Genomic DNA, 20012 nt, shown 5'->3' with positions numbered 1-20012 from the left:
AAAGGTTATAAGATTCGCGCCGGTTTGAAGAAGGAAGAACAACACGATGGGGACGATGACTGCACCTTTCCCAGCTGGGAGATTTTCTTTCCATAGTTTGGTTCGCCGTTCGGTCGCGGTAGTGGCCGCAATGTCCATAGCCGTTACCAGTGCCCTCCCTGCATTCGCGCAGTCGCGTGGCGGTGGTGTGCCTATCGTCCGGGACGCGGAAATCGAGGCACTTGTTGCCGATTACGCTGCGCCGATCCTCAAGGCTGCAGGTTTGGGTGGTCGCGGCGTTCGCGTTATTCTGGTCAATTCGCAAAGCTTCAATGCCTTCGTTGATGGACGGCGTATTTTCATAAATACAGGCGCAATCATGCAGGCAGAAACGCCCAATGAAATCATTGGCGTGATCGCACACGAATCGGGACACCTTGCAGGCGGGCATCAGGAGCGTTTGCGTGAACAGCTCAGCCGCGCCCGCAACATGGCGATCATTGGTATGCTGCTTGGCGTTGGCGCCGGCGTTGCAGGCGCTGCGAGCGGCAGCGGCAACGCCGCGGGCGCTGGCGCTGGTATTGCTATGGGCTCAAGCGAAATAGCCATGCGCAGCGTACTCAACTATCAGCGCACGGAAGAAATGACCGCCGATCGTCTTGCCGTGAACTATCTCAATGCCACCGGTCAGTCGACCAAGGGCATGCTCGATACGTTCGAGCGTTTCGCATCGGCTCTGTCGCTTACGGGCACCCAGATCGACCAATATCGTATCAGCCACCCTCTCCCGCGTGAGCGAATTGCCAATCTGGAAGAGCTTGCACGAAAGAGCCCGTACTTCAACAAAACCGATTCTCCGGCCTTGCAAATGCGGCACGATATGGCGCGCGCGAAGATTGCTGCTTATTCGGGCAATATGGGCGCGCTGCAGCGCATGTTCCGCAGCAATCCCGGCGGACTACCTGCCCGCTATGGCAATGCCATCACAACATTCCTGAACGGCTCTGCCCGCTCTGCGCTGCCGAAATTTGATGCCTTGATCAAGGAACAGCCAAAAAACCCGTATTTCCAGGAAATGCGTGGCGAAGTCTTGCTGAAAGCCAATGATGCCGCGGGAGCGGCAAAGGCTTTCCAGAAGGCGGTTTCGCTCGATCCGCGCAAATCGCCGTTGCTGCGCATGAGCTATGGGCGTGCGCTCATGCTCACCGGTGCCAAGGCAAACATGCCGACGGCGATCAAGGAGATCAAGGCAGGTATAGCTTCCGATCCGGAGTTTCCGGGCGGATATGGTTATCTGGCGCAAGCATATGGCCAGCAAGGCGATATGGCGCTGGCCGACCTCGCCACTGCCGATATGAACTACTATTCTGGCAAGCTTCAGCAGGCCCAGATCTTCGCCATCCGCGCGCAAAAGCAGATGAAGCCCCGTTCGCCCGATTGGCTTCGCGCGCAGGACATCATTAATGCCAAGAAAAGCAAGTAAGGCCGTTTGCGCCTGATAGCGATATTAAGGACAGATTGGAATTTGGAATGAAGAACATAGTTTCCATAACAGTTGCCAGCGGCATTGTGGGCATCGCAGCTCTTGCAGCGGGTTATTATGCAGGCACTGCCCGGCAGGCTCCAGCTGCCGTGGAAAGCCCTGCTGCTTCCGCAGCCCCGGCAGCGATGAACCAGCAGGCCATTGAAAACGTCGTGCGCAACTATCTCATCCAGAATCCCGAACTGATGCTGGAAGTGCAAAGCGCGCTGGAAACCAAGCAGGCACACGCGGCGCAGGAACAGATCAAGCAGGTGCTGACTGCCAATCGCGCTGCCCTTTATGACCCCAAGCATGATGCAGTCTTCGGCAATCCGGACGGCGACGTGACGGTCTACGAGTTCTTTGATTACAATTGCGGGTATTGCAAGCGGGCACTGCCCGACATGGAAGCGATCCTGAAAACCGACAAGAATGTCCGTTTTGTCATGAAGGAATTCCCGATTCTTGGCCCGGATTCGGCCAAGGCGCATATCGTGGCACAGGCATTCAGAGCGCTGATGCCGGAAAAATATGCTGAATTCCACCAAGTACTGCTCGGCGCGCAGGAGCGTGCAACGGAAGATTCCGCCATCGCCGATGCCGTAAAGCTAGGCGCTGATGAAACACAGCTGCGCGAAAAGATGAAAGATCCGGCCATCACCGGCGCATTCCAGCAGACCTATCAGCTGGCGCAACAGCTCAACATTACCGGCACACCATCCTACATCATCGGCGATGAACTGGTTCCAGGTGCAATCGGCGTCGATGGTCTGGTTGAGAGAATCGCAGCAGCGCGCGCTGCAGCGAAAAAATAAGCTGATCGGCCATGGCTTGACTGATCACTTTTGTGAAACAGTTTATGCCGTGGCATCCAATGTTTATGTTGCGTGAAGAGAAATTGCCTTATCGGCTGCTTATTTTGCAAAGAATAGCGGGAAAAACCGGTTCGGCAAAACATCTGCAATGATTTAGAGGGTTTCGGCTTGCTTCCAAGCCCTCTATATGAAATGCGAAGTGTACCGAAATTTCGCGGTAACGCGTTATCAGTCGCGGACGGATATGGCAAAAACGGTTTTTGTTTTGAACGGCCCCAATCTCAACCTTCTCGGTAAACGAGAACCGGGGATATACGGTGTTGCAACGCTCGAGAATATCGAGGCGGACTGCAAGCGTGAGGCTGAACAACTCGGACTTGATGTCGATTTCCGTCAGTCCAATTACGAAGGCGATCTGGTGACCTGGATTCAGGAGGCTGGCGATAGAAACGCCTATGTCCTCATCAATCCAGCCGCTTACAGCCACACTTCGGTTGCTATTCATGATGCAATCCGCTCGGCCAAGGTAACGGTCGTGGAAGTGCATCTTTCGAACATTCATGCGCGTGAGGCTTTCCGGCATCACTCCTATGTATCCGCAGTCGCCAAAGGCGTTATTTGCGGCTTTGGCGCGGAAGGATATCTGCTCGGTCTGCGCGCACTTGCGGCAATTGCCAAAGAAGAAGAAAACAACGGGCAAAGCGTTAAAGGGGCCTGATATGTCCAGCAAAAATTCCGTCATCGACAAGGAAACGATCCGCGACCTGGCGGACATTCTCAATGAAACCGACCTGACCGATATCGAAGTCGAACATGGCGATCTGCGTATCCGCGTTTCGCGCAAGGTCACGGTTCAGGCCGCAGCAACCGTTATGCCAGCCGCAGCCCCTGTTGCTGTTGCTGCCGCGCCAGCTGCTGCAGCCGCCGAACCGACCAAGGCCGATCTGTCGAAGAACGCCGTTCCATCGCCGATGGTTGGCACTGCCTATCTCGCTCCGGCTCCGGGTGCTCGCAACTTCATCGAAGTCGGCGCACAGGTGAAGGAAGGTCAGACGCTTCTCATCATCGAAGCCATGAAGACCATGAACCAGATTCCGGCCCCGCGGGCTGGTACGGTCAAGGCCATCCTCATCGAAGACGCTCAGCCGGTTGAATTCGGTGAGCCGCTCGTCGTAATCGAATAAGACAACAGATTACGGCTTATTCAATGAACGGGCAGCAAAGCGCAATGTTTCAAAAGATACTCATAGCCAATCGTGGCGAAATCGCTCTTCGCGTGCTCAGGGCTTGTAAGGAACTGGGCATCAAGACCGTCGCCGTTCACTCCACGGCAGACGCCGACGCGATGCATGTGCGTCTGGCAGACGAAAGTGTCTGCATCGGGCCGCCGCCATCGCGCGACAGCTATCTGAACATCCATCAGATCGTTGCTGCTTGCGAGATCACGGGCGCTGACGCAATCCATCCGGGTTATGGCTTCCTGTCGGAGAACGCCAAGTTCGCGGAAATTCTTGAAGCGCACGGCATCACCTTCATTGGCCCCACCGCTTCGCATATCCGCATCATGGGCGACAAGATCGAAGCCAAGCGCACTGCAAAGCGCCTCGGCATTCCGGTTGTTCCTGGTTCTGACGGCGGTGTGACGGATGACGTCGAAGCCGCTCGCATCGCGAAGGAAATCGGTTATCCGGTCATCATCAAGGCTTCGGCCGGTGGTGGCGGACGCGGCATGAAGGTTGCCCGCACCGAAGAAGATCTTTCGGTAGCACTTGCAACCGCGCGGACCGAAGCTGGTGCAGCCTTTGGTGACGACGCGGTCTATATCGAGAAATATCTCGAAAAGCCGCGCCACATCGAAGTTCAGGTCATGGGCGACGGTGCCGGCAATGCCATCCATCTGGGCGAACGCGACTGCTCGTTGCAGCGCCGCCACCAGAAGGTTTGGGAAGAAGCCAATTCACCGGCGCTCAATGCAGAAGCACGCGACAAGATCGGCATGGTCTGCGCCAACGCCTGTGCGGAACTGGGCTATCGCGGTGCGGGAACGATCGAGTTCCTTTATGAAGACGGCGAATTCTATTTCATCGAAATGAATACGCGTCTTCAGGTGGAACATCCGATTACGGAAGCCATCACGGGTATCGATCTCGTTCACGAGCAGATTCGCGTTGCAGCTGGCCTCGGCCTGTCGGTAAAGCAGAAGGATATCCGCTTCTCCGGCCATGCCATCGAATGCCGTATCAACGCTGAAGACCCGCTGACTTTTGCGCCTTCGCCGGGCCTGATCACGCATTATCATACGCCGGGTGGCCTCGGCATCCGCGTGGATTCGGGCGTCTATTCCGGCTATCGCATTCCGCCTTACTACGACAGCCTTATCGGCAAGCTCATCGTGCATGGTCGCAATCGCGTCGAATGCATGATGCGTCTGCGCCGTGCGCTGGACGAGTTCGTGGTGGATGGTGTGAAAACCACCCTCCCGCTTTTCCAGGACTTGATTGCCAATCAGGATATCGCTAACGGCGATTACGACATTCATTGGCTTGAAAAGTATCTGGCCAAGAAAACCAAGAGCGAAAGCGCCTGACGAAAGTGACCGCAGGAGTGTCCCCGGACGACTATTCAATCGAACCGGAGTTACTCCTGCGGGCCTATGCCACGGGAATATTTCCCATGGCCGAAGAAGCCGACGATCCCGAAGTCTTTTGGGTTCGTCCCGAGAGGCGCGGTGTCATACCCCTTGATGGCTTCCACATGCCGAAAAGCCTCCAGAAGACCATCCGCCAGGGCCTTTTTGACATAAAGCTCGATAACGATTTTGATGGTGTGATCGAAGGTTGTGCCAGCGGAACCGGTGAACGCGCGCGCACATGGATCAATGGACCTATCCGCGAAGCCTATAAGAATCTGTTCGAGATAGGACATTGCCACACGGTCGAAGCCTGGCATGACGAACAGCTCGTCGGTGGACTTTATGGGGTAACGCTTGGGCGTGCCTTTTTCGGCGAGAGCATGTTCACACGCAAACGGGACGCGTCAAAGGTCTGTCTTGCCTATCTGGTCCAGCATCTGGTGAAGCAAGGCTTCGTGCTGCTCGACACGCAGTTCACCACACCGCATCTTGAAAGATTCGGCGCTGTGGAAGTTCCAAGGAAAAAATACGAGAAGCTGCTGGAAAACGCGCTGGATGGTATCGCGCGTTTCTAAGTAGCTGCGGTTAATTGCGCTGATCCGGCGGAGGCACTTCCGACTTCTGCTTGCAGTCCTTCAGCCAGACGTCATAGATCGGATGCTCGACAGCATTGAGACCCGGACTATCGGCAAACATCCAGCCGGTAAAAATACGGCGAATCTTTCGGTCAAGCGTGATCTCTTCGACTTCAACGAAACCATCGGTGCGTGGTGCTTCGTTCTCTGTGCGCGAATAACAAACTTTCGGCGTTACCTGAAGGGCGCCGAACTGAACTGTCTCATTGATATAGACGTCGAACGTCGTAATACGCCCGGTGATTTTATCGAGACCCGAGAACTCAGCAACTGGATTGGTGATGCGTTCGGCCATTGCTGCTTGAAAGCTGCTGGTGGTCGCAATGAGCGAAATCAAGGCAACCTGAACAGCCCTTTTTATCGGGTTTTTTCCGTTGCCAGCCGCGCCGTGAGATTGCTTCGTCAAAACGGAGATCCGCATCCAAAGGGTTTAAATTAAGCCGGAACAATTCCTAAGCATGAAATGTGACGATTCGTTGCCCAGTCGCAAGCCGCAATGCTGCCGCTGGTCTTAAGCGAGCCGTCTATCCTCAAACCTTTTCCGCTATAGCGTCAAAAGGCGGACACATAATAAATCCGGCGCGGATGAACGCGCCGGACAAAAATCAAAACCGATTATCAGTTGCCCGGTGTCCAGGCATCGTATTCGCCGGTCACGCGTGGACGTTCCGCAGGTTCCGTGCCCGGACGGGCAATGGCGCCTTTCGGACGATATGCCAGCGGAGAACCGGTCAGGTTCTGCAGATGCGGCTTCTGCCAGTCGCGCGGCTTGTAGTCTTCCTTGGTAGGCGGCGTGTCAACGCGATGATGCATCCAGCCATGCCAGCCGGGAGGAATAGCACTTGCTTCCGCATAGCCATTGAAGATTACCCAGCGACGTGTGCGACCTTCGGAGTCCTTGCCGCCCTGATAATAGATATTGCCGAACTCGTCTTCACCGACGCGCTCGCCCTTGCGCCACGTATGAAACCGCGTGCCGAGCGTCTGGCCGTTCCACCAGGTGAAAACTTGCGTAATAAATTTCTTCATGACCTATTCCAGATCCATTATTGCCACAGGTGACCGAAACCACCGGGTTTTCTTGCTTATGGCCCTATCGACCGGCCATGGCAAGGGTCAAGTTGCCGCTGTCACAAGAGTATGATGGGCCCAAAACGCCGCGCGCGTCAGGCTTTTATATTCTAGCATGCCTTGATCCTCAAACCGGATCCCACTTTGGGAAGACATGCTTTACATATTCCAGCTTTCAAGCGACTTTTCCATAACCAGTACCGGTTCCTTGCAATTGGGATCGCCCCAATCCTCGTTCCGGCCGACTTTGGTATAGCCCTTGCGCTCGTAGAAATTCACCGCCTTGGTGTTTCGTTCGATCACTTCAAGCTTCATCGTTCGAACATCAGGAAAAGCCATCTCGATTTCGGCGAGAAGCATCGTTCCAATGCCTTGAACCTGCGTGTCGGGACGAACATAAAGCTGATGCAGCGAAGCCTTGCCTGCTTCGGACTGGCTGGCAAAAGCCATTCCGTCGATGCCACCATTGCCGTTATCGGCGACAATGAACTCCGAATAAGGCTTCTTCAGATTGGCCTTCAGAACAGCGATGCCGTGCCACCGGGCGGTAACGGAATCCACCGTTTCCCGCCCGAGGATGTCGTCAAAGGTCGCGTGCCAGGTCGATACAAGCAGCTCATGCACTGCCTTGAGATCAGCCTCTGTCGCGCTTCTGACCCACATTACTCTTCAATCCCGAGCTTGGCCTTGACCAGTTCATTCACGGATTGCGGGTTGGCCTTCCCGCCCGTTGCCTTCATGACCTGACCAACGAACCAGCCAGCCAGCGTCGGCTTGGCTTTCGCCTGCTCAACCTTTTCCGGGTTGGCGGCAATGACATCGTCCACGGCCTTCTCGATGGCACCGGTGTCCGTAACCTGCTTCATGCCACGTTCTTCAACGAGCTTCTTCGGGTCACCGCCCTCATTCCAGACGATCTCGAAAAGATCCTTGGCGATCTTGCCGGAAATCGTGCCTTCCTTGATGAGATCGATGACTGCACCGAGCTGTTCCGGGCTGACCGGCGATTCCTCAATGTCCTTGCCCGCCTTGTTCAGCGCGCCGAGGAGATCGTTGATGACCCAGTTCGCTGCGGCCTTGCCGTCACGACCGGCAGCAACGGATTCATAATAATCAGCAATGGCCTTCTCGGTAACGAGAATCGATGCATCGTAGATCGAGATGCCCTGCTTCTCGACGAGGCGCTGCTTCTTGACGTCCGGCAGTTCCGGCAGATCTGCTGCCAGCGCATCCACGAATGCCTGGTCGAACTCGAGCGGCAGAAGGTCCGGATCAGGAAAATAGCGATAGTCATGCGCTTCTTCCTTGGAGCGCATGGACCGGGTTTCACCCTTTACCGGATCGAACAGACGCGTTTCCTGATCGATGGAGCCACCGTCCTCGAGAATAGCAATCTGGCGGCGAGCCTCATATTCAATCGCCTGACCGACGAAGCGGATCGAGTTGACGTTCTTGATTTCGCAACGCGTGCCGAATTCACCGCCCGGACGGCGCACGGAGACGTTTACGTCAGCGCGCATCGAGCCTTCGTCCATATTGCCGTCGCAAGTGCCGAGATAACGCACAATCGTGCGCAGCTTGGTCAGATAAGCGCGTGCTTCATCGGAGGAACGCAGGTCCGGCTTCGATACGATTTCCATCAACGCCACACCAGAACGGTTCAGGTCCACATAGGACATGGTCGGATGCTGGTCGTGCATGGACTTGCCCGCATCCTGTTCCAGATGCAGGCGCTCGATGCCGATTTCCACGTCTTCGAACTGGCCCTTATTGTCCGGGCCGACCGAAATCATGATCTTGCCTTCGCCAACGATAGGCTGCTTGAACTGCGAGATCTGGTAGCCCTGCGGCAGATCGGGATAGAAATAGTTCTTGCGGTCGAAAACCGACTTTAGATTGATCTGAGCATTGAGCCCGATTCCCGTGCGAACCGCCTGCTTGACGCATTCCAGATTGATGACCGGCAGCATGCCCGGCATGGCTGCATCAACCAGAGAAACATTCGAATTCGGCTCCGCGCCAAACGAAGTGGAAGCGCCGGAGAACAGCTTCGATTCTGACGTGACCTGCGCATGGACTTCCATGCCGATGACGACTTCCCAGTCGCCGGTCGCGCCGGAGATAAAGCGTTTGGGTTCAGGTATACGCGTATCGATTAGGGACATTACTGGCTCGACAATACTGTGATTGGGCTGAAACTGATTGTTGTATTGGCTAGAGCAAAGCCCCACCGGATGCAAGCTTTTCAGCCACCATTTCCATGATCGCAAAACGAAAAGGCCGCGCTATGCGCGGCCTCTCCGAATTCATGCTGGAAGTGAAGATCAAGCCTCTTCGGACTTGCCTTCGTCGGCCTTCTTCTTAGGAGCGGCCTTCTTCTTGGGAGCAGCCTTCTTGGCAGGCTTTGCTTCCGAAGCTGCATCTTCGTCTTCAGCCGTCAGCTCTTCCTTCGAGACCTTCTTGTCGGTCACGTTGATGTTGGCGAGCAGATGGTCAACGACCTTTTCTTCAAAGATCGGGGCGCGAAGGTTGGCAACGGCATCCGGCGTCTTGCGCAGGAATTCGTAGATTTCCTTTTCCTGGCCCGGATAGCGACGAACCTGATCGTAAACAGCGCGCTGCAGTTCTTCTTCAGAAACTTCAACGCCAGCCTTTTCGCCGATTTCCGACAGAACCAGACCGAGGCGTACGCGACGCTCAGCGAGCTTGCGATATTCTTCGCGAGCAGCTTCTTCGGTGGTTTCTTCGTCTTCGAACGTGCGGCCAGCCTGCTGCAGGTCGAAGTTGATCTGCTGCCAGATGTTGTTGAATTCAGCGTCAACAAGCTTCTGCGGCGTTGCGAACTGGTAGTCGCCGTCCAGAGCATCGAGAATCTGACGCTTTACCTTCTGGCGGGTGATCTGGCCGTACTGGCTTTCGATCTGTTCGCGAACAACCTGACGCAGACGCTCAAGCGATTCGATGCCGAGCTTCTTTGCAGTTTCATCATCGAGAACGAGTTCGTTCGGCTTGGCAACTTCCTTGACGGTAATGTCGAAGGTAGCTTCCTTGCCAGCCAGATGGGCAGCGCCGTATTCAGCCGGGAACGTCACAGTGATGACCTTCTCGTCGCCAGCCTTGACACCAACGAGCTGCTCTTCGAAGCCCGGAATGAACTGGCCCGAACCGAGAACGAGCTGCGCATCGTTGTCCGCGCCGCCTTCGAACGGCTCGCCGTCGAGCTTGCCCAGATAGTCGATCGTGACGCGATCTTCGTTTTCGGCCTTGCCCTTCTTGGTTTCGAAGGCGCGGGTCGACGAAGCGATGCGCTTGACCTGATCGTCAACTTCCTCATCGGAAATATCGACGACTTCACGGGTAACGGCGATCTTCGAGAAGTCCTTGACTTCAATTGCCGGCAGAACTTCGTAGTTCAGCGAGAAAACGAAATCGGCCTTGCCGTCGAGAACCTGTTCGGCCTCTTTTTCGTCTTCCGACATGATGACTTCAGGCTGAGTAGCCGACTTTTCGTTGCGTTCAGCGAGAAGCGAACGCGACGAGTCGTTGAGGATTTCGTTGACGATTTCCGCCATGAAGGACTTGCCGTACATCTTGCGGAGGTGAGCCGCAGGCACCTTGCCCGGACGGAAGCCGTTGATCTTGGCGCGGTCACGCGCAGTTTCCAGCCGCTCTGCGAGCTTGGCTTCGAGGTCCTTGGCCGGAACCACGACTTTGATCTCGCGCTTCAGCCCTTCATTGAGCGTTTCGGTAACCTGCATGTTCAAACCTTCACTTCTTGTCATTGTCCCGCCGTCACCGGCTTGTTTGCCTTGTCGCGGGAGAGAAATTCTTTTGCCTTATGGCAGTTGGTGCGGATGGAGGGACTCGAACCCCCACGGTCTCCCGCCAGAACCTAAATCTGGTGCGTCTACCAATTTCGCCACATCCGCTTCTGAACCGAAGCACATTCCTCAGAACGCACCATTATTCGTCTCAGATATTGAACCGCCCCTCGAAAGCGCGCGTCTCTATATCATCCAATTTTCCCGGTTCAAAGGAAAAAAGCCGCCTTCCTTGCATAGATTTACAAGGTTCGATCAGGCTGAGCTCTTCCTACCCTTTCCGTCTCTATATAGCGATCCTGTCGCATCAGCCAACCCTTTTGAAACGGGGCGTGATGACAGGATCAATAAAGAGGCTCCTGATAAAGCTGCCGGCCGTCTTCCTGCAGGGCTTTGATGACCGGCGTTCCGTTCGGATCGACCGCCACAACGGCAGTAATCCGCCGCTCGCGCTGACTGTCTTCAATCGCACGTCCCTGCCCCTCGGGTACATAATACCGTTCGATGCCAAAATTGAGACGAATATTCGATTCCGCATCATCGGATATAGAATAAGCAGCCTCGCCCCGAATCTGCTCCTCACCGGAGGTAAGGTCTGAAAGCGGAACGAATGACGCGCGTGAAAACCGCGCTATCCCGTTTGTATCGGGCTTCACGGCCACATAGACAGTTCGTGAACCGGCAGGACGCTCGCCCTGAATATCCTTTCGGGACAGACTGGAAATCTCGTACCCCAGAACGACATAGTCGCCACGCATCAGATCGCGCGGGTCGAAAGGCTCCGTCTGTAGCGTCACTTCCGCACCCGAACGCAGGACAGAGGCGCGCTTTTCTATGCCTGCATAAAGAATGCCGGTTTGCAGCAGGGCGGTGATGGTAGCCCCAACATAGAGCCATTTGGGCCGAATAGTCATAGGCGGGCCTCCACGCTGCTTTTCCTTCCGAACCGGTTCTCCATGCGTCGCACAAGAGCAGCCAGCAGCAGCACGAGAATGCCCGCAGTCAGGAAGAAGCCGGATGTTCCGATCATGGTGCCAACCGTCTCGAAAGCCAGATAGAGAACCTGGATCGAGAATGCGGCATAGGCGATGGAACGCAGGCCGCCATTATTTCGACCGGCAACAGCAATCGCCCCGATCGCGAGCGCCAGTATGAAGATGCTATATAATATGTCCCTATCCAGATTTGCGGTAACGCTGGAATAGGAGAACATCTGGTTGATCTGAAGCGTGACAAGCGCCAACAGCGCGAGAGCCAGCCCGTATGCCGCGAGCGGATGAGCGAAGCGGGTCAGTCTCTGCACCGTATCATGGGCAAAACCGTCAGCCAGTATCAGACCGATTCCCACGACCAGCATAAGCACCAGCACCGTATTGCTCTCATGCTCCGCATAGACGAGCAAAGCCCAGCCAATGGAGAACATTGCCCACAGATGGGCTGCATGTCGCGAGCGCGTGAACAAGGCCGCTGCAGCGCCGAACAGCAAAAGCAGCGGTCCGATCCAGCGATAGGTCACGTCATCATAGGACGACGTATCAAAAACGTAGGTCGAAAGATAAAAGCAGGCGACACCGGCGCCGAAAGCCGCCAGCACCGGCGCGCGTAGAAGAAAAGCCGAAACCAGAACGCCTACGGACCAATAGATTGCGGCGGAATGGATGTCGCCGGACAAATGATACATTTGCCCCACAAGCGCCAGCCCTGCCCCGAACGATGCAGCACCCACAATATAGAGCGTAGCCGGAAACAGCTTGTCACCACGAGACTGCCGCCAAGCTCCACCGAGATAACTCACCCAAATAAGAACGAATATGAGGCCGATGCGCATGAGGCGCGGCATTTCCTGCCAGTTCGCGGCAACCAGCATGATAACGGCTGCGCCGAGAAGCAGCCCGCCAAGCGTGGCCAGAACGGAACCAAGGCTGAAGACCGAAGCGCGCTTTTCAAGGTCGGCATTCAGTTTCGATGCTGTTTCCGCATCGATCAGACCGTCCCGCTGCCATCTCTCGATCAGGCGTTCAACAGAAATGGAAAATGACAAATTAGCTCCTGGTCATTCTGTCAGTTGTTGCTGTCGCAACCGTAAGCGTTTGAGAACATATAGGAAACTGCGCTGCCGGCAAAGAGTGGATCAAATCGCTTTGCGGCAATTTTGTGCCATACCAGTCTAATCGATTTAACGTGTCGTGCAGAACCCGCAGAGCAGCTATGCAAACTCGGGTCTGCAACCTGCGAAAACAATAGCTTATATCATGGGCAACAAACGAGATGAATTGAACAGAACTCCAGTTCCTCAACGATGAAGGAATAGCACGATGAACCTCCTCCGCTCTTACAACAACTGGCGCCGTTACCGCGACACCGTCAATGAACTCAGCCAGCTCTCCACCCGTGAGCTGAACGATCTTGGCATCTCCCGCGCGGACATTCCGTTCGTGGCTCGCCAGACCAAGGCCCGTTAATTAACGAGCCTCACAGTTTCTCCCGATAGGGGTTTCTCCAAGTCTGGATCCTCCTCCCACCAGACTTGGTTCATCGCAGAACCATCCTCCTCCCAGGTTTTGCGATAACAAGACCGGTTCTCCTCCTCCCAATGCCGGTCTTACGATAATGGCATCCGTCGCTCCTCCTCCCGCGACGGATGCCATTTCTTTTTGCGGCTCGATTCCCATCCTTAGCGAGCCTTCTCCATTGAAGGCGTTCAGCAAAGGCGATAAGGGAATGGCCCATGTCAAACACATCCGATCTTTCTCCCGTTCACGTCGTCGGCGGCGGTCTTGCCGGTTCTGAAGCTGCATGGCAGCTCGCGCAGGCGGGCGTGCCCGTCATACTGCACGAAATGCGCCCCGTACGCGGCACCGACGCCCACAAGACCGAGCAACTGGCCGAGCTTGTCTGTTCCAACTCTTTCCGCTCGGATGATGCCGAAACCAATGCCGTCGGCGTTCTTCATGCCGAAATGCGCCTTGCCGGATCGCTCATCATGGCGTGCGCCGATGCACATCAAGTTCCCGCAGGTGGTGCGCTGGCTGTCGACCGCGAAGGCTTTTCGCAGGCCGTCACTGCCAAGCTTGAAGCCCATCCGCTGATTACAATCGTTCGGGAAGAAATCACCGGCCTGCCGCCAGAGGAGTGGGGAACGAGCATTGTTGCCACCGGGCCCCTGACCGCGCCTTCACTGGCTGAGGCCATTCAGGCGCAAACAGGAGCGGATGCTTTGGCCTTCTTCGATGCCATTGCTCCAATTATCCATTTTGATTCGATCAATATGGATGTCTGCTGGTTCCAGTCGCGCTATGACAAGGTTGGCCCCGGCGGCACCGGAAAAGACTACATCAACTGCCCCATGGACAAGGAGCAGTATGAGGCGTTCGTGGCCGCATTGGTCGAAGGCGACAAGACCGACTTCAAGGAATGGGAAGGAACACCCTATTTCGACGGCTGCCTGCCGATCGAGGTGATGGCTGAACGCGGGCCGGAAACCTTGCGTCATGGGCCGATGAAGCCGATGGGCCTTACCAACGCCCATAATCCGACTGTGAAGGCTTATGCCGTCGTGCAGCTCCGTCAGGACAATGCGCTCGGCACGCTCTACAACATGGTCGGTTTCCAGACGAAGCTGAAATACGGCTCGCAGACCGGCATCTTCAAGATGATTCCGGGTCTGGAAAATGCGGAATTCGCCCGCCTCGGCGGTCTTCACCGCAACACCTATCTGAATTCTCCCGTGCTGCTCGATGGTACGCTTCGCCTGAAATCACGCGAAACACTGCGCTTTGCCGGTCAGGTGACGGGCTGTGAAGGCTATGTCGAATCGTCAGCCATTGGATTGCTGGCAGGTCGTTTCACTGCGGCAGAAAAGCTGGGGCAGACGTTGACGCCACCTCCCGGAACAACCGCATTCGGCGCGCTGCTCGGTCATATTACGGGCGGACATATCGTTTCCGACGACGAGCCCGGAAAACGCTCGTTCCAGCCCATGAATGTGAATTTCGGCCTGTTCCCGCCCGTCGATGTTCCAAAGCCGGAAGGCAAGCGTCTGCGCGGCAAGGAAAAGACTATCGCCAAGAAACGTGCGCTTTCCGCTCGCGCTCTGGCCGATTGCCGAAAATGGCTGGGCTTGGGGCTGGACTTGGAGCTGGGCTCGGGACTAGGACCGGCTGAGTGATATTGCGATGGGCTTCGGTTCGAAGTGGACTGAAGCCCATCGGTTCCGGCTACTCAGAAGTTGGCTCTGAACATGAGCCATTGCTTCCGGATGGCTGAAATGTCCGCCACCTTTTCCGCAGCCTGTGCGCCCAGGCGTTCGATTGCTCGCAGATAGGCCGGAACAAGCGCCAAAGGCAGAAACGCTGGAACAAGGCTCTTCGGCAGCTGTGACTTGTTCTTCTCGAAAATCGCCAGATGTTCACGCGCGAAAGCCAGCATGATGCTGATCATGCGCTCGACAGCAGCCTTGTCTTCGCCAGCAATGAAAGTCTCGCGGGTCACACCGACTGCCTGCAACATATCGGCAGGCACATAGAGCTGCCCACGCCGCCGGTGAATAGGCATAAGGCGAAGCAAGCCGGTTACGGCCTGTGCCACGCCAGCATGGCCGGTTATTTCCGTCTGTGCCTGCGCGGCATCCCTGTCCAATATAAAGCCGGCTAACTGGATGATTGCCGATGCGGTTTCCCCGCAATAACCTTCCAGATCATTGCGGCTGGGCATCGGATCGTCATAAAGATCGAAGATGCGCGCTTCGCAATAATTGTCGAAAGCAGTTCGAGGCAGCTCATATTTTTCAATGGTGTTGATCAGCGCTGCGGCAACGGGATGTGCTTCCGCACTACCCCTCGCCTCGCCGTTGATGAGATCGCGCCACCATTGCAGCCGGACTTCGCCCGGCAGCGGTTCGTGAACCAAATCACGGATACGCGCAACTTCCGCATTAAACGCATACAACGCAGCCAGACCGCCGCGACGATCCTCCGGCGCATAAAGCACTGACAGATAGCGGTCCCGGTCAGCTTGGCGAAGCAATGCCAGGCAATGTGCCTCATTCTCGTTCATGATGTCAGTCTACAGCAATCAACGCCGCTGCGACCGCACGATCTTCGGCCAGAAGCACATTATAGGTGCGAACGGCGGCACCTGTACTCATCGGATCGGAAGAAATGCGGTGTTCGCGCAGGATAGCGCGCACATCTTCTGGAATACGGCGCAGATCCATGCCCGTGCCTACCAGCAGAATTTCAATATCGGATGCCTGCTCAAGGATCATCTTGAGATCGGCTTTGGCCAGTATCGGCGGCGTCGCAGGTTCCCAGCCATGAATGCCGGAAGGCAGGCAAAGAATGGAACCGCGATGCGACATTTCGGCAAAGCGGAATCCACCGTCGCCATAGGCGTCAATGGGAGCACGGCCCGGAAAATGGGCCTCGCGTATCTCTATCCCTTTGGCCATTTTCAGCTTTCCAAATTCAGCGATTGTGCCAGTTCATCATCCATTTGATCGCTGGATTCATCCGGCCCACGCGGCTTGAGGCCGAACTGAACCAACAATGGAGCGGCGATGAAGATCGATGAATAGCTCGCAACAATGATACCGACGCTCAGTGCCAGTGCAAAGCTGCGGATATCCGCGCCACCGAAGGCATAGAGCGGAATATGCGCGAGAAAGGTCACAAAGGACGTCAGCAAGGTACGCGACAGCGTCTGGTTGATTGAGGCATCAATGATGGCAGGCAGTGGCGCGCTTTTATAGACGCGCAGGTTCTCACGCACGCGGTCGTAGATCACCACCGTATCGTTCAGCGAATAGCCGATGATCGTCAGGATTGCCGCGACGCTCCACAGATTGAACTCCATGCGGAAGACAATGAACATGCCCGCGAGGATGATGACGTCGTGCAAGGTTGAAAGCACCGCACCAAGCGCGAGCTGCCAGCGGAACCGGACCCATACGTAAATGAAGATACCGATCAGCGACAGAATGACCGCCAGAACTCCAGCGCGCGAAAGCTGTTCCGAAACAGTCGGCCCGACGACTTCAACGCGCTGGAATGAGTAGTCCTGCTCGAACTCTCCGCGCAATTTCACCGCGACGGTTTGTTCGGCATCGTCGCCGACTTCCTGACTGCCGATAATAACAAGGGCAGAGCGCGGAGACTTTGCCGGCAGAACGCGGGCGCTGTCGATATTGAGTTCGGTAAGACGTTCGGTGATGTCTTCAATATTGGCGTCACCGCTGCGGGCCTGCAGTTCAACCATCGAACCGCCACGGAAATCAATGCCGTAGTTGAAGCCGATATTGACGAACAGCGCGACCACGATAGCGCAGGCCAGCACCGAGATGCCGAGCGTCACGAACTGCAGACGCATGAACGGAATGTGCGTTACAGTCGGAACCAGTTTCAGACGACGCTTCGGCACTTCCTTCGGTTTGGCTGTGCGCACCCACTGCGCGATCAGCAAGCGAGTGAAGGTGAGCGTCGTGAAGAGCGTGGTGCCGATGCCGACCGCGACCGTCAGCGCGAAGCCATGAACCGTTCCCGACCCGAGCAGGAACAGAACGAGCGCTGCAATAAGTGTGGTGAGGTTTGCGTCGATGATGGTCGAGAGTGCGCGATAGAAGCCGGATTCCATCGCCTGGACAACGGAATAGCCCTTGCGGCGATCTTCGCGCACACGTTCATAAATCAGGATGTGGGCGTCAACGGCCAAACCTATGGTCAGTACCAGACCGGCAATGCTGGCGAGACTGATCGAAGCGCCGATCAGCGAGAGTATGGCTGTCAGAATGATGATGTTGACGGCCAGTGCGACCATGGCGATCACACCGAGGATACCGTAGGACAAGACCATGAACAGGCCGACGAGCAGTGCCGCAAGCAAGGCTGCCAGTGCGGCCGCGCTGGCATAGTCCTCGCCCAGAGCCGACGCAATCGTGCGTTCTTCCAGAACCGTTACATCTTGCGGCAGCGCGCCGGAACGCAGCACAACGGCCATATTGTTGGCTGCCTGAAGATCGAAAGCGCCTGAAATCTGCAGCTCATTCGTATCGAGCTTCTCATCAACGGCGGGCGCGGAAACGATCTGATTGTCGACGACGATAGCAAAGCTACCACCAACCAGGTGCGATGTTGCTTCGGCAAGATTTTTGCGGCCTGCATCGTCCAATGTCAGCGTGATGACAGGCTCACTATCGTCATCCGACAGCGTCGCCTTGGCATCCGTCACATTGGCGCCAGTCAGGATCGGCTGTTTCTTGACGAGGTAGCCGACAGGCGGATCGTCATAGGAATAGATGATTTCACTGTCAGCGGGCGGCGTGCCGCGAATGGCATCATCCGGCGACATGGTGCTGTCAACAGCACGGAAAGAGAAATTTCCACGAACGCTGAGAATGTCTTTCAGAAGCTGCGCGTCATAGACACCGGGAACTTCAACCCGAATCTGATTGCGGTTTTCCTCTTCGACGAGAGGTTTGCCATAACCAAGCTCCTCCAGACGCTGCCGCATGATATTTGCGGTGCGCTCGAGCTCCCCTCGTCCGGGATTCTGCACCTGCAGGACCAGACGTGAGCCGCCGGAGAGATCGAGCCCAAGAGCGATCTGCTGCTTCGGCAGGAAATTTGGCAGTTTTGCCAGCGTTTCACGCGAGAAAAAGTTAGGGGATGCGATGATGAAACTCACGAGAACCGCGAGCCAGATCAGGGCAGATTTCCAGCGTGAAAAATAGAGCATAGAGCAGCAATTCCGTATCAGCTTGGATAGAGCATGCCGGAGTTCACTTGTTGCGAACCGCTCTCCGGCGTCGTGGCATGCGCATCGTATGTTAGCGCTTACCTAATAATGCGCAGGCCCCGGTTATGGAAATCTTACCGGGGCCTGCATGTTGTAAAAAGAATTACTTGTTCTTGTTGTCGGCGACGGGCTCGCCCTTGACGCGAACATCCATCAGCGTGCTGCGCATAACGCGGATGCGCACACCTTCAGCGATTTCGACTTCAAGTTCGTTGTCGTCAACAACCTTCTGAACCTTGCCGACAATGCCGCCGCCGGTCACGACGGTATCGCCACGACGAACCTGGGTCAGCATTTCCTGACGCTTCTTCATCTGGGTCCGCTGCGGGCGGATGATAAGGAAGTACATGATCACGAAGATCAGGATGAACGGCAGAATGCTCATGAGCATATCTGGTCCAACAGCGCCGCCGGATGCCTGAGCGAAAGCCGGTGTTACGAACATTAGGAACTCCTCTGAAGTCTCGAAGACAAATTATTATCGGCATTACAATGGTTAGCGCGCCAAATGCAACCGGCGATGATCCCGCCTGCGCCAAGGTCGCACACTTTTCGCCTCCGCTGTGACATGTTAGGTTCTGTTGGGGATTAGGTTTCGGGCGTGGCGTGAGCCGGATTTTATTCCTGAACAGGAGAACAGACCGCTGTGGAGTAATTCTCCACAAGGGATGTTCGACGCATTCAGGAGGAAAATCTGCCACGTCGCTTCGCGATATGATGAAAATGGTCCAGCTTTGCGTCGCAAAACCTTGATGGAGAACCACTCCACCCTCGGTTTTGCTCCTAAATCTGTGCCATTTTCATTCATACCACGCTCCAAAACTAATCCCCAACAGACCCTAGCCCTTAGCCCTATCATCAGGGACATGAAATGACGACCGAAGACATACTCAGCCAGAAACTGGACCGTTTGATCGCCGCTCTGGAACGCATTGCGCCGCCGGAAGCCAAAACACCCGATCTTGATGCCGCAGACTGCTTTGTCTGGGCTCCCGAACGACTGACCCTGGATCCGGTCAAGCGCGTCAACCGAGTGGATATCGCACTGATCCGTGGCGTAGATTTGGTACGTGATCAGCTCGTGGACAATACCCGGCGCTTCGCAAAAGGATTTCCGGCAAACAATGTTCTACTCTGGGGTGCGCGCGGCATGGGCAAATCCTCGCTCGTCAAGGCTGCACAGGCAAGTGTGAACGCTGAAATGGCGGATCGCGCTCCGCTCAAGCTGATCGAAATTCATCGCGAGGATATCGATAGCCTTCCGACATTGATGAACCTCATCAAGGATACGGACTATCGCTTCATCCTGTTTTGCGACGACCTTTCCTTCGATCATGACGATACGTCCTATAAATCGCTCAAGGCCGCGCTTGAAGGCGGCGTAGAAGGTCGCCCCGGCAATGTGATCTTTTATGCAACCTCGAACCGGCGCCACCTGATGCCGCGCGACATGATCGACAACGAGCGCTCGACGGCGATCAATCCTTCGGAAGCGATTGAGGAAAAGGTATCGCTGTCGGACCGTTTCGGCCTCTGGCTCGGCTTCCACAAATGCAGCCAGGACGATTATCTCGCGATGGTCGATGGCTATGCGGCCCATTTTAAGCTGGCTTACGATCCGGTCAAGATGCATGCCGAAGCGCTGGAATGGTCCACCACGCGCGGAAACCGTTCGGGGCGCGTTGCCTGGCAATATATCCAGGATCTGGCAGGTCGCCTCGGAATTGCAATGTAAAGAAGACGGAA

Annotated in this window: 20 protein-coding genes and 1 tRNA gene; 9 read left to right on the top strand and 12 right to left on the bottom strand. The window is 55.7% G+C overall.

Annotation, left to right across the window (positions count from 1 at the left end; genetic code table 11):
- The first annotated feature begins 46 nt into the window (after positions 1-46).
- From AC1RHM_RS00260 to aat, 6 genes are all read left to right on the top strand, one after another.
- Positions 47-1462, top strand: coding sequence for a M48 family metalloprotease (locus AC1RHM_RS00260; RefSeq protein WP_105529021.1), 1416 nt, complete (start codon positions 47-49; stop codon positions 1460-1462).
- A 47-nt stretch (positions 1463-1509) separates the two neighbouring features.
- Complete coding sequence (locus AC1RHM_RS00255) at positions 1510-2316, top strand: DsbA family protein (protein ID WP_010661266.1); 807 nt, start codon at positions 1510-1512, stop codon at positions 2314-2316.
- A gap of 244 nt (positions 2317-2560) precedes the next feature.
- Entirely contained in the window at positions 2561-3034 is a 474-nt protein-coding gene (aroQ, locus tag AC1RHM_RS00250; protein WP_105529147.1) for a type II 3-dehydroquinate dehydratase, read from the top strand.
- Between the two features lies 1 nt (position 3035).
- Positions 3036-3500 carry an acetyl-CoA carboxylase biotin carboxyl carrier protein gene (accB, locus tag AC1RHM_RS00245; protein ID WP_010661264.1) on the top strand — a complete coding sequence of 155 codons (465 nt, stop codon included), beginning with the start codon at positions 3036-3038 and terminating at the stop codon, positions 3498-3500.
- Between the two features lie 44 nt (positions 3501-3544).
- Positions 3545-4903: an acetyl-CoA carboxylase biotin carboxylase subunit gene (gene accC / locus AC1RHM_RS00240; RefSeq protein WP_010661263.1), complete on the top strand. Its 1359-nt coding sequence runs from the start codon at positions 3545-3547 to the stop codon at positions 4901-4903.
- A gap of 5 nt (positions 4904-4908) precedes the next feature.
- Positions 4909-5523: a leucyl/phenylalanyl-tRNA--protein transferase gene (aat, locus tag AC1RHM_RS00235; protein WP_162998209.1), complete on the top strand. Its 615-nt coding sequence runs from the start codon at positions 4909-4911 to the stop codon at positions 5521-5523.
- Positions 5524-5533: 10 nt separating this feature from the next.
- Here aat and AC1RHM_RS00230 read toward each other — a convergent pair whose 3' ends face one another.
- The 8 genes from AC1RHM_RS00230 to AC1RHM_RS00195 all read right to left on the bottom strand — a co-directional run bounded on the left by AC1RHM_RS00230 (position 5534) and on the right by AC1RHM_RS00195 (position 12516).
- Positions 5534-6004, bottom strand: coding sequence for a DUF2155 domain-containing protein (locus AC1RHM_RS00230; protein ID WP_010661261.1), 471 nt, complete (start codon positions 6002-6004; stop codon positions 5534-5536).
- Positions 6005-6201: 197 nt separating this feature from the next.
- Positions 6202-6612 carry an NADH:ubiquinone oxidoreductase subunit NDUFA12 gene (locus AC1RHM_RS00225; RefSeq protein ID WP_010661260.1) on the bottom strand — a complete coding sequence of 137 codons (411 nt, stop codon included), beginning with the start codon at positions 6610-6612 and terminating at the stop codon, positions 6202-6204.
- 201 nt (positions 6613-6813) lie between these two features.
- The gene (locus AC1RHM_RS00220) at positions 6814-7317 is read right to left on the bottom strand and encodes a GNAT family N-acetyltransferase (protein WP_105529020.1); all 504 of its coding nucleotides are present in this window, start codon (positions 7315-7317) and stop codon (positions 6814-6816) included.
- On the bottom strand, positions 7317-8819 hold the full coding sequence (gene gatB, locus AC1RHM_RS00215) for an Asp-tRNA(Asn)/Glu-tRNA(Gln) amidotransferase subunit GatB (RefSeq protein WP_010661258.1): 1503 nt from the start codon (positions 8817-8819) through the stop codon (positions 7317-7319). Before gatB ends, AC1RHM_RS00220 begins: the two co-directional genes overlap by 1 nt.
- Positions 8820-8978: 159 nt before the next feature.
- The gene (gene tig / locus AC1RHM_RS00210) at positions 8979-10412 is read right to left on the bottom strand and encodes a trigger factor (protein WP_029376252.1); all 1434 of its coding nucleotides are present in this window, start codon (positions 10410-10412) and stop codon (positions 8979-8981) included.
- 88 nt (positions 10413-10500) lie between these two features.
- Positions 10501-10583: transfer RNA gene (locus tag AC1RHM_RS00205), tRNA-Leu, on the bottom strand.
- 236 nt (positions 10584-10819) lie between these two features.
- Positions 10820-11389, bottom strand: a complete 570-nt coding sequence (locus AC1RHM_RS00200; RefSeq protein WP_105529018.1) for a GDYXXLXY domain-containing protein — start codon at positions 11387-11389, stop codon at positions 10820-10822.
- Positions 11386-12516 (bottom strand): DUF2157 domain-containing protein, encoded by a 1131-nt coding sequence (locus tag AC1RHM_RS00195; RefSeq protein ID WP_122241816.1) that lies wholly within the window; start codon positions 12514-12516, stop codon positions 11386-11388. The genes AC1RHM_RS00200 and AC1RHM_RS00195 overlap by 4 nt, the downstream gene beginning before the upstream one ends.
- 274 nt (positions 12517-12790) lie before the next feature.
- Between AC1RHM_RS00195 and AC1RHM_RS00190 the strand changes: the two genes are divergently transcribed.
- Together AC1RHM_RS00190 and trmFO are read left to right on the top strand one after the other, a co-directional pair.
- The gene (locus AC1RHM_RS00190) at positions 12791-12937 is read left to right on the top strand and encodes a DUF1127 domain-containing protein (RefSeq protein ID WP_006466676.1); all 147 of its coding nucleotides are present in this window, start codon (positions 12791-12793) and stop codon (positions 12935-12937) included.
- A gap of 266 nt (positions 12938-13203) precedes the next feature.
- Entirely contained in the window at positions 13204-14643 is a 1440-nt protein-coding gene (trmFO, locus tag AC1RHM_RS00185) for a methylenetetrahydrofolate--tRNA-(uracil(54)-C(5))-methyltransferase (FADH(2)-oxidizing) TrmFO (protein ID WP_105529017.1), read from the top strand.
- Between the two features lie 53 nt (positions 14644-14696).
- Here trmFO and AC1RHM_RS00180 read toward each other — a convergent pair whose 3' ends face one another.
- The 4 genes from AC1RHM_RS00180 to yajC form a co-directional block, all read right to left on the bottom strand.
- Positions 14697-15530, bottom strand: coding sequence for a phytoene/squalene synthase family protein (locus AC1RHM_RS00180; RefSeq protein WP_010661253.1), 834 nt, complete (start codon positions 15528-15530; stop codon positions 14697-14699).
- A 4-nt stretch (positions 15531-15534) separates the two neighbouring features.
- Positions 15535-15924, bottom strand: a complete 390-nt coding sequence (locus tag AC1RHM_RS00175) for an Mth938-like domain-containing protein (RefSeq protein ID WP_010661252.1) — start codon at positions 15922-15924, stop codon at positions 15535-15537.
- Positions 15925-15926: 2 nt separating this feature from the next.
- Entirely contained in the window at positions 15927-18206 is a 2280-nt protein-coding gene (gene secDF, locus AC1RHM_RS00170; protein ID WP_010661251.1) for a protein translocase subunit SecDF, read from the bottom strand.
- A gap of 163 nt (positions 18207-18369) precedes the next feature.
- Positions 18370-18711, bottom strand: a complete 342-nt coding sequence (gene yajC, locus AC1RHM_RS00165; protein WP_010661250.1) for a preprotein translocase subunit YajC — start codon at positions 18709-18711, stop codon at positions 18370-18372.
- Positions 18712-19137: 426 nt separating this feature from the next.
- Between yajC and AC1RHM_RS00160 the strand changes: the two genes are divergently transcribed.
- Complete coding sequence (locus AC1RHM_RS00160; protein WP_122241814.1) at positions 19138-20001, top strand: ATP-binding protein; 864 nt, start codon at positions 19138-19140, stop codon at positions 19999-20001.
- Positions 20002-20012 lie beyond the last annotated feature (11 nt).

Source organism: Brucella sp. GW823-FHT04E01 (genome assembly GCF_058796175.1).
Note: the sequence above shows the minus strand (reverse complement) of the source record. Positions and strands in the feature narration are given on the sequence as shown.